Genomic DNA, 9,884 nt, shown 5'->3' with positions numbered 1-9,884 from the left:
CATAATAAATGCTGCGTGTTTTTTATGACGTTTGGTTTGTAATTAAGCATCAAAAAGCGACGTTTAAATGGCAGTGTTGAAATATACGTCAGTGGGATATCAATCAAGTTGCATTTAACCTAAAAATAAAAAGTAAAAGGTCGTTGGTCGTAAAGATATTTCACGAAAGAAATAAAGCGGTATGAAAAAAGATATATGAAGAGGGTAAATAATGTGTTCTTTAATGCAAAGGCATAGCGCTCAATAAATGATTTACGCTATGCCTTGATTTTAACTAACAGACTCTACTTCGAGTAGAGCAGGTTGGTGGGGTTATAGCTTGAAGCGGTTAATCTCTTGCTGTAATTCGTGTGATAGTTGTGATAGTTCAGCAGCTTGGCGTGCGGCTTCATCGGCTTCTAGCGCCAGCTCATCAGACACATCGCGAATACCTTGGGTATTGCGGGTGATTTCTTCTGTTACCGATGACTGCTCTTCAGCGGCAGAGGCAATTTGCGTTGCCATATCACTGATGTTAGTGACGGCATTATTAATTTGCGACAAGCTTGCTGAAGCGGCATTGGCATCATCAACTGAGGTTTCCGCTAAGTGGCGGCTGTTCTCCATAATGCCCACAGCGCGGCCTGTCGTTTGCTGTAGTGTTTCAATCATCTGCTGGATTTCTTGCGTTGAAGCGTGAGTACGTTGGCTCAGTACGCGGACTTCATCGGCTACAACCGCAAAGCCACGGCCTTGTTCACCCGCACGTGCGGCTTCAATCGCAGCATTCAGTGCCAGCAGGTTAGTTTGCTCGGCAATGCCTTGGATGGTTGAAAGGATAGTATTGATGCTTTGCGCATGCGTGTTTAGCTCGCCAATTACACCCGTTGCGGTTTCAACTTCACCCGCAAGGCTAGAGATGGAATGCTGACTTTGGGTTACTTGCTCAGAGCCATGTTCAGCAGCGCTAACCGTTTCACCTGATGTTTGAGCTGTATTATCTGCATTACCAGCGATTTCTTGTGTTGCTGCCGCCATTTCATTAATCGCAGTGGCAACCATGTTGATTTCATCTTGTTGATGTTGAATTCGAGTGCTGCGTTCTTCTGCTTGCGATGCCGTTGTTTGCGCTTGTTGGCCTAATGAATCAGAAACATCACGTAAGCGCATTACCATTTGGTGCATGTTACCGACAAAGCGGTTGAAGTTAAGGGCTAGCTGGCCGACTTCATCATCGCTACGTGGCTCAAGGCGCTGAGTTAAATCGCCTTCCCCTGATGCGATTTCTGCTAGTGCATCAGATACACGCATAAGATCGCGGAACAAGAAGTTAACTAGCCAAGCCACAATCGCGACCACAATAATAGTGATCACAATAGAGGTGATGAACAACTGGCGCATCAGGCTATGCATGCTTGCTTCTTCCGTGGCCTGATCCATCTCGATACCAAGGATCCAGTCGGTATCCGGAATAGCAGTGAAGTGAACTAGCTTATCAACACCTTTGATCTGCATATTTTCAATCTGATTCGATCGCATTTGTGTATCGATTGCAGATAAGGAAAACGCATTGCTATAGCGATTAATGGGTTGCAGTAATAAAGACTTATTTGGATGAGCTAAAAATGTACCGTCTTGCTTATTGATCAACATAGCATAAGCATTTTTGCCTGCATCAAGGCTAATTACATCATCAATTAACTGATCGATTAATACATCTGCGCCAACTACACCCACTAGCTGACCATTCTTACGCACAGGTTCGGCAATAGTTACTAATAGTGCGTTAGTGCTGGCACCTTGATAGGCGGTAGTAATAATTTGTTTGCCAGCACTGTTTGCATCTTTGTACCAAGGTCGAGTACGTGGATCGTAGTCCGTTCGGTTACGTTCTGGATGAGAGCGGTATATATCACCTTGTGGTGTACCTAAGAAAATATCGTCAAATCCACCGGCATTACGAGCTTGCTTCAGAAAAGGAACAACATCTGCTTGGCTAGCATGATCGTTAAATGCACTAGCGATATCTCGACGGATGTTAACCCAATCACTGATACCATCGGTTGCGGCAGTTGATAGGCTATTTACGCGGGAATAAACGCCATTACGAGTTTGGTTATTTAGTTGGTTTGCTGCCAGCCATGTTAAAGCTGTTGCCATTAGTACAACGGCTGAAAGGCTAGCTCCAATGAGTTTTTGTTTTAATGTGAAAGTCATTGTCTACTTCAATGTCATATTTAGGAACGGTTTGGAACGCTAAGTCTATAAATATACTTTCCAATATGCACGAGTATTTAAGTGATTAATTAATATTAATAATAATAATAAATGCGCCGTGTTTTTTATGACGTTTGGCTTGTAATTAAACATCAAAAACGACGTTTAAATGGCAGTGCTGAAGTATATTTTTATCGGATGTTGATCAAGTTGCATTTAATAGAAAAACAAAAGAAATAGAGCATTGGTAGTAAAGATATTTAACGTAAAAAAGAAAGGAAAGCTATAAAGGTATCTGAAGAGGAAAATAATACGTTATTTAATAAAAAGGCATAGCGCGCAATAAATGATTGACGCCATGCCTTGATTTTAACTAACAGACTTTACCTTGTGTCGAGTCTGTTAATGGGGTTATAGCTTGAAGCGGTTAATCTCTTGCTGTAATTCGTGTGATAGTTCAGCGGCAGAGGCAATTTGCGTTGCCATATCGTTGATGTTAGTCACGGCATTATTAATTTGCGATAAGCTTGCTGAAGTGGCATTGGCATCATCAACAGAGGTTTCCGCTAAGTGGCGGTTATTTTCCATAATGCCCACAGCACGGCCTTTTGTTTGCTGTATTTTAATTTGGATGTTTAGACGTCTAGATGTTGACTCGAATAGGGGTTAGTTTTAGTCTAAGCCAAATTCTAAAATAGATGACTAAAGCCATCATGCCGAACACAACACAATCTCAGTCTGATCAGCCCATTGCGCCGTCAGCACTTGCGCTCTTACCGCTAGGGGTATTTCTAACCCTCTTTATTGGTGTCGGGAGTTATTTAACCTTTCAAGGTGTCGATTTTGCCTTCTACCAGTTACCAGCCCCTGTTGCAGCATTACCAGCTGTCGTTGTTGCGCTATTACTGAGTAAAAATAAACTGAATAAAGCGATAGAGCAGTTTATTAAAGGTGTAGGCCATGGCGATATTATCGCTATGTGTATGATTTATTTATTAGCGGGTGCCTTTGCGTCTGTTGCGAAAGCAACGGGGGGTGTAGATGCGACCGTTAACCTTGGTTTGTCGATGCTACCGTCAAGCTTGATTCTGCCGGGTATTTTCGTTATTTCTGCCTTTATTGCGACGGCGATGGGCACATCAATGGGCACAATTGCAGCGGTTGCCCCCGTTGCTTTAGGTATTGCGCAAGCTGCAGGTATGGATGTTGCTCTAACTGCGGGTGTGGTACTGAGCGGTGCCATGTTTGGTGATAACTTATCTATTATCTCTGATACAACGATTGCCTCGACACGCTCACAAGGCTGTCAGATGCGCGATAAATTCAAAGAGAATATCGGCATTGCTTTGCCTGCTGCTATTGCCGCGATTTTACTGTTTGCGGCGAGTAGTACTGTCACTGATGTGCCAGCAACGGGGGATGTTGAATGGTTGAAGGTGCTGCCTTACATTACCATTTTAGTACTCGCGGTATCTGGCGTGAATGTCTTTGTGGTACTTAGCTTGGGTATTGTTCTTGCTGGTGGCGTTGGTTTAGTGGCAACAGATGGCTATGGCTTCGCGACGTATGCGAAAGATATCTATGCTGGTTTTGGCAATATGCAAGAGATCTTCTTACTGTCGATGTTAATTGGCGGTATGGGCGAGTTAATGCGCCAACAAGGTGGCTTAGCGTATCTAACACAGCTGATTAGTCGTGTTATTAACGTGTTTAGTAAAGCGCACACGAAAGGGCAGAACTTGCGTGCCAGCGAATTGGGTATCGCGAGCCTTGTTAGTCTAACTAACTGTTGTACTGCTAATAATACGGTGGCGATTATCGTATCGGGTGGTGTCGCGCGTGAGCTAGCTGAAACCAACGGTGTGACGCCTCGTCGAGCGGCAAGTTTGCTTGATATATTCTCGTGTGTCATCCAAGGTATTCTACCGTACGGCGCGCAAGCACTATTATTGGGCTCTGTTTTTGGCTTATCACCATTAGAAGTGGTGAGTCATTCTTATTACTGCTTCTTCTTAGCGATTGCTGCTGTTGCTGCTGTGTTTATTAAGCATGCAGCGCGTGAGGCTGCTACTGCCTAGTGAGCCTTATACACAATTATGCGTAAGCATAGATAAAGCCAATTCTTATCAAGCTCTACTTCGGTAGAGCTTTTTTATGCAAATTTGCAATAAATCAGACAATTAGTGCCACTGTAGGGTGAGCTAGCCGACATATTCATGAAATGGATGCACTTGTTATCAGTAATTATTTTAAACTAACGCCGATTTCTACTCCTAACGGTTGCCTTTTTGAGCGCAGTAAAGAGTAGTGGCATAAAGGAATAATAATAACTGAATTAAGGTGATATTCATGAAGCAACGCCTATTTGCTAAGACTGCATTAAGTGCAGCTTTACTTGCAGTACTCAGTGGTTGTGCAAGCCAAGCTGATAGTAACGCTCCTACGTGGGATGCTGATAAAGCCTACAAAATTACTATCCTTCACACGAACGATAACCATGGCCGTTTTTGGGAAAACAAATACGGTGAGTATGGTATGGCTGCGCGTAAAACCCTGCTTGACCAAATTCGTACTGAAGTAAAAGCTGAAGGTGGCACAACGTTGCTTCTTTCTGGTGGCGATATCAACACCGGTGTACCTGAATCAGATCTTCAAGATGCTGAGCCTGATTTTAAAGGCATGAACATGCTAGGTTACGATGCAATGGCATTGGGTAACCACGAATTTGATAACCCACTCGATGTACTTCGTAAGCAAGAAGGTTGGGCTGACTTCCCATTTCTTTCTGCCAATATTTACGATAAAAAAACCGGTGAGCGTTTATTCCAGCCGTATCAAATCTTTGAACAACAAGGTATCAAAATTGCGGTTATCGGCCTAACAACGGAAGACACTGCAAAAATTGGTAACCCTGAATATATCGGTGGGGTAGAGTTCCGCGATCCTAAAGCTGAAGCGAAAAAAGTGATTGCAGAGCTGCGTGAAACTGAAAATCCTGACGTGATCATTGCCGCGACTCACATGGGTCACTATGCAAATGGTAACCGTGGTGTGAATGCGCCGGGTGATGTTGCATTAGCGCGCTACCTTCAAGAAGGCGATCTGGATATGATCGTAGGTGGCCACTCGCAAGAACCTGTGTGCATGGAAGGTCCAAACATGTACAACAAGAACTTCAAACCAGGTGATGCTTGTAAGCCAGATAGCCAAAATGGTACTTGGATTGTTCAGGCGCACGAATGGGGTAAATATGTAGGTCGTGCGGATTTCGAATTCCAAAACGGCGAACTACGTATGGTGAGCTACGATCTTGTACCAGTGAACTTGAAGAAAAAAGTGAAGTTGGCTGATGGCTCGAAAAAGCGCGTATTCATTCAAGATGAAATTGTTAAAAATGAAGAAGTGCTTGATTTCTTAACGCCTTACCAAGAAAAAGGCCAAGATCAACTTAACGTTAAGATTGCTGAATCAAACGGTAAACTGGAAGGTGACCGTGGTGTTGTACGCTTCAAGCAAACTAACCTAGGTCGTCTGATTGCTGCATCACATATGCAGCGTGCCAAAGCTGATTTTGCGGTAATGAACTCGGGCGGTGTACGTGATTCTATTGCCGCGGGCGATATCACTTACAAAGATGTGCTAACGGTTCAACCATTCGGCAATATCGTAACTTACACTGATATGAGTGGTGCAGAAGTACTTGATTATCTTAATGTCGTCGCGACTAAGCCTATCGACTCTGGTGCTTACGCACAGTTCTACGGTGTTTCAATGAAGGTAGCGAATGGTCAAGTAAGCAACGTAGTACTTAACGGTAAAAAGCTAGATCCTAAAGCGACATACCGTTTCACTGTGCCAAGTTTTAACGCTGCGGGCGGCGATGGTTACCCTAAATTGGCTGACCACCCAGGTTATGTAAACACTGGTTTTGTTGATGCAGAAGTCCTTAAAGAGTTCTTAGAAACAAACAGTCCTGTTGATGTGAATGCTTACGCGCCTAAAGGCGAAATCGTTTATAAATAAGCGTGAGTTAAATCAAAGAGAACGGCTCCTTTAGAGGAGCCGTTTTTTTATGGTTTGAAAAGCGTATGATGAAAGTATTGATTTAAACCAGCAAGAATGAAGAGCATGACGCCAGCAATTAAATTAGCGAAAAAACAAGGCATCTCATATCAAGTTCATCAGTATGAACACGACCCAGCTAACACCAATTTTGGTTTAGAAGCCGCTGATGCTTTAGGGCAAGATCCGCAACAGGTTTTTAAAACTCTGTTATTTGCATTAAACGGTGACCCCAAAAAGCTTGCGGTAGCGGTAGTTCCTGTCGCAGGTATGCTTGATCTTAAATCCGCGGCAAAAGCGGCGGGTGGCAAGAAAGCCGATATGGCGGATCCTACTATTGCTGAAAAAACCACAGGGTATGTGGTCGGGGGGATCAGTCCATTAGGTCAGAAAAAGCGCTTACCAACATTTGTTGATCAATCAGCAACGGCCTTTTCAAGTATTTGTGTGAGCGCAGGTCGACGCGGGCTTGAAATTGAATTGTCTCCGCAAGATTTGGTTAAGCTGACACAAGGTACTTTTGCTCCAATAGCCAAAATTTAACAGGCTGTATATTCATGAAAAATATTAATCTTAATTTATTGGTTAGCTTGCAGGCTCTGCTGGAAGAGTGCCATGTTAGCCGTGCGGCAGAGCGGCTGCACATTACTCAGTCTGCGGTTAGCCGACAGCTTTACCAGTTACGTGATATTTTTCATGATCCCTTGTTGATTCGTGACGGTAATCGATTGTTGATGACACCCAAAGCAGAGCAACTCAAGGTAAGAGTAGATGCTGTGCTTGGTGATTGTCAGCAGATCCTTCAGCTAGATACCTTTGATCCGCAAACTTGGCGGGGCAAGGTTGTATTGTCATCATCGGATTATGTTGCGCAATATATTTTACCTGATGTGGTAGAGCTATTACGTGAACATGCACCTCAAGTCTCGGTAGAGTATCAATTATGGCAACCTGATTTTTACTCTGAATTAGGTCAGCGTGATATTCATTTATTCTCCTCCATGCTTTCTTCATTGCCTGAAGGTTTATGTGGTGAACCGATTGGTGCTGATTATCCGGTTTGCGTGATGAGTCAGCAGCATCCTCTTGCTCAGCAAAGTCAGTTATCGCTGACAGACTTTTTACGTTATAGCCATATTTCAGTTTCAGGTGGTGGTGATAAAGACAGTTTTATTGAGCAGTACTTATCGTCGCAAGGACTTCAACGGGATATTAAATTTCGAGTTCCTTTTTTTACTTCTGCATTCAATACGTTGAGCCGTAGCGATATGTTGATGGTTGTACCTGAACATATTGCGCTAAACATGAAGCCAAGCTATCCCATTCATTTTCTGCCACTTCCTATGCCTGTTGATCAGCATAAATACTGGCTAATGTGGCACCCTAAATACGATAGCGACTTGCCTCATCAATGGCTTCGCCAGCGTGTACTCACCGTGATGCGTGATTCTATGTATTCAATGAGTATGAGTTGAAATCATAAGGTCCATGACTTTTTTTGATTTCAATTAATACTATAGTCTTGTTACTTTAGCGCCCTAACAAGGAGCGCAGCATGACACTCAGTATTTGGTTTTCTCTTTTTATTATCTGTATTTTAGGTGCGATGTCACCAGGGCCTAGTCTTGCCGTTGTGGCGAAGCACAGTCTTGCAAGTGGGCGATTACACGGCATAGTTACATCATGGGCGCATGCGATGGGTGTCGGCTTTTATGCTTTACTGACGCTATTAGGGCTTGCAGTTGTGTTGAAGCAGTCGCCAACCTTGTTTATGGCTATTGGCTATGCAGGGGCTGCGTATCTTGCGTATTTAGGTGTGAATGCACTGCGCTCGAAGGGCGGTATTGCTGCTAAGTTGAAAGCGGGGGAAACAACAAGTTTATTTGAAGCAGCACGTGATGGACTAATGATTTCATTATTAAACCCTAAACTCGCACTGTTCTTTTTAGCCTTGTTTAGTCAGTTTGTTGCGGTAGGAACCGAATCGGTTAGCCGTAGCATTATTGTTGCGACTCCATTGCTGGTGGATGGATTATGGTACACCTTGATAGCGATAGTCTTATCACGACCTAAAGTGCTGGATGTATTAAGAACTAAGGCTCTGTGGATAGATCGTTTATCCGGTGTGGTACTTATTCTATTAGCTTTACGTGTTGTGTATTTTGTATAAAGAAAAAGGAGCGCTAGTCGCTCCTTTTTTGATCTGGCCGATCTGAAAAGAGTGCCTCGTCCTAAAAGACATTCACGGGTTATCGAGTTAGCCTTTTTTACTCATGTGGCGCTCTCGATTTTCCAGCTTTTTCTCTGGACTCTTTTTCAACATCACATACAAAGCACCATTGCCGCCATGCTGACGAAGGGCTGAGTGGTAGCACATCACTTCACTGATTTGTTCTAGCCAAGTCGAGAGATAGCTTTTCATTAATGCAGGTGGATTAGAGCGCTCACCTTTGCCATGTATAATGATGACAGTACGAATATCCATGCGATGGCATTGTCGAAGAAAGTGCAGCACTTCTTCACGGGCTTGCTTTAATGTTTTGCGGTGAAGGTCTAACCTAGCTTGAATATCGTATTTACCTAGGCGCATTTTTCGAAATACACCTTCTTGAACACCATCTCGCTTAAATTCCAACATATCATCAGGCTGACACATTTTCGCATAATCCAACGACAGATATTCTGGATCGCTATTGGTCAGTGTTTGGGCTGCAAGGCGGCGTGCAAGATGTGCACCGGTGACTTGATGCTTTACTGTGGTTTCAATTGTATCTTGGGTGATTGGCGCAACGTCGGCCATCATCTCTTTAAAGAGATCGAGTTCATCGTTATTTGACATGATGATATAGCTTAAGAAACGGGTGTTCTTAGTATACCTATTTGCGGAGAAAAATGATCAAAATGCACAGCTTCAACCTGATCGCATTATCAGATTGAAGCGAAAAATAAGCCACAAGAAAAGTGACCAGGGTCAAGCTACGACTTGCGGTCGTGCAAATCATAAAGACCCCGGGTCAGCAAAAATAGATTTTGCTTAATGGCTCTAGTGAGGAGAAGGTGCCGAGAGTACTTTGTAAACAAAGAACCCGCCGAAAAAGATCATTAACCCTAACGCACCAAAGATTACAATCATTGAAGATAAGCCAACGGCATTACCGAAGAGGAGATCTAACCAAAAGTCCATGCTAATCCTTAGCGTTGTTGAGTAATGGTGACAAGATACCCAATGATAACGATTTGTTATGATGATCTAGATCAATGGTATTAAAGCTGTATGTAAGTTGTACTTTTCTTTGTGTGTCAGATCACTCTAAGTGTGTGATATTGAGCAATGTGGACGTTAGATAAGCAACTGATGTTTTAAAGTAAAAAAAATGCGTTAAGTACTTGCGTAAATTACCGTGCTGAGTATTATAAGCGACCTCGGCAGCAATCCTGTTGAGTCAGTTGATAAAACTGAATTGTCGGTGAATAGCGCAGCTTGGTAGCGCATCTGGTTTGGGACCAGAGGGTCGGGGGTTCGAATCCCTCTTCACCGACCACTTACAATGGTGGCTATAGCTCAGTTGGTAGAGTCCCGGATTGTGATTCCGGTTGTCGCGGGTTCAAGCCCCGTTAGCCACCCC

General features: G+C 43.5%; 8 protein-coding genes, 2 tRNA genes and 1 pseudogene. 7 read left to right on the top strand and 4 right to left on the bottom strand.

The features are described 5' to 3' along the window. Positions 1 to 312: 312 nt before the first annotated feature. Together ASV53_RS20275 and ASV53_RS20270 are read right to left on the bottom strand one after the other, a co-directional pair. Positions 313 to 2,196 (bottom strand): methyl-accepting chemotaxis protein, encoded by a 1,884-nt coding sequence (locus ASV53_RS20275; protein ID WP_094958436.1) that lies wholly within the window; start codon positions 2,194 to 2,196, stop codon positions 313 to 315. A 411-nt stretch (positions 2,197 to 2,607) separates the two neighbouring features. Then, positions 2,608 to 2,817, bottom strand: a pseudogene (locus ASV53_RS20270) (methyl-accepting chemotaxis protein); the annotation flags it as partial. Between the two features lie 92 nt (positions 2,818 to 2,909). On the opposite strand from ASV53_RS20270, the gene ASV53_RS20265 reads away from it, so the two are divergent. From ASV53_RS20265 to ASV53_RS20245, 5 genes are all read left to right on the top strand, one after another. Next, entirely contained in the window at positions 2,910 to 4,274 is a 1,365-nt protein-coding gene (locus tag ASV53_RS20265) for a Na+/H+ antiporter NhaC family protein (RefSeq protein ID WP_094958437.1), read from the top strand. A gap of 271 nt (positions 4,275 to 4,545) precedes the next feature. Further along, positions 4,546 to 6,219 (top strand): bifunctional UDP-sugar hydrolase/5'-nucleotidase UshA, encoded by a 1,674-nt coding sequence (ushA, locus tag ASV53_RS20260; RefSeq protein WP_094958435.1) that lies wholly within the window; start codon positions 4,546 to 4,548, stop codon positions 6,217 to 6,219. Positions 6,220 to 6,324: 105 nt separating this feature from the next. Further along, complete coding sequence (ybaK, locus tag ASV53_RS20255) at positions 6,325 to 6,801, top strand: Cys-tRNA(Pro) deacylase (protein WP_094958434.1); 477 nt, start codon at positions 6,325 to 6,327, stop codon at positions 6,799 to 6,801. Between the two features lie 14 nt (positions 6,802 to 6,815). Next, positions 6,816 to 7,733 (top strand): LysR family transcriptional regulator, encoded by a 918-nt coding sequence (locus tag ASV53_RS20250; protein WP_094958433.1) that lies wholly within the window; start codon positions 6,816 to 6,818, stop codon positions 7,731 to 7,733. 80 nt (positions 7,734 to 7,813) lie between these two features. Beyond that, positions 7,814 to 8,428: a LysE family translocator gene (locus ASV53_RS20245; RefSeq protein WP_094958432.1), complete on the top strand. Its 615-nt coding sequence runs from the start codon at positions 7,814 to 7,816 to the stop codon at positions 8,426 to 8,428. A gap of 87 nt (positions 8,429 to 8,515) precedes the next feature. On the opposite strand, the gene smrA is transcribed toward ASV53_RS20245, so the two are convergent. Then, positions 8,516 to 9,097, bottom strand: a complete 582-nt coding sequence (smrA, locus tag ASV53_RS20240) for a DNA endonuclease SmrA (RefSeq protein WP_094958431.1) — start codon at positions 9,095 to 9,097, stop codon at positions 8,516 to 8,518. Positions 9,098 to 9,301: 204 nt separating this feature from the next. Next, a complete protein-coding gene (locus ASV53_RS20235; RefSeq protein WP_048900999.1) occupies positions 9,302 to 9,442 on the bottom strand; it encodes a DUF3149 domain-containing protein in 141 nt (46 codons plus the stop codon). A 281-nt stretch (positions 9,443 to 9,723) separates the two neighbouring features. On the opposite strand from ASV53_RS20235, the gene ASV53_RS20230 reads away from it, so the two are divergent. Both ASV53_RS20230 and ASV53_RS20225 read left to right on the top strand, forming a co-directional pair. Then, positions 9,724 to 9,800, top strand: a tRNA-Pro gene (locus tag ASV53_RS20230). 9 nt (positions 9,801 to 9,809) lie between these two features. Continuing rightward, positions 9,810 to 9,882: transfer RNA gene (locus tag ASV53_RS20225), tRNA-His, on the top strand. The last annotated feature ends 2 nt before the right edge of the window (positions 9,883 to 9,884 follow it).

This window comes from Photobacterium sanguinicancri (genome assembly GCF_002265265.1).
GTDB lineage: Bacteria > Pseudomonadota > Gammaproteobacteria > Enterobacterales > Vibrionaceae > Photobacterium > Photobacterium sanguinicancri.
The sequence above is the reverse complement of the archived record's forward strand: the minus strand, read 5'-3'. Positions and strand labels throughout refer to the sequence as shown.

Coding starts and splice junctions, on each gene's coding strand:
- smrA (WP_094958431.1), bottom strand. CDS start 9,097: ATGTCAAATAACGATGAACTCGATCTCTTTAAAGAGATGATGGCCGAC.
- ASV53_RS20245 (WP_094958432.1), top strand. CDS start 7,814: ATGACACTCAGTATTTGGTTTTCTCTTTTTATTATCTGTATTTTAGGT.
- ASV53_RS20265 (WP_094958437.1), top strand. CDS start 2,910: ATGCCGAACACAACACAATCTCAGTCTGATCAGCCCATTGCGCCGTCA.
- ushA (WP_094958435.1), top strand. CDS start 4,546: ATGAAGCAACGCCTATTTGCTAAGACTGCATTAAGTGCAGCTTTACTT.
- ASV53_RS20250 (WP_094958433.1), top strand. CDS start 6,816: ATGAAAAATATTAATCTTAATTTATTGGTTAGCTTGCAGGCTCTGCTG.
- ybaK (WP_094958434.1), top strand. CDS start 6,325: ATGACGCCAGCAATTAAATTAGCGAAAAAACAAGGCATCTCATATCAA.
- ASV53_RS20275 (WP_094958436.1), bottom strand. CDS start 2,196: ATGACTTTCACATTAAAACAAAAACTCATTGGAGCTAGCCTTTCAGCC.
- ASV53_RS20235 (WP_048900999.1), bottom strand. CDS start 9,442: ATGGACTTTTGGTTAGATCTCCTCTTCGGTAATGCCGTTGGCTTATCT.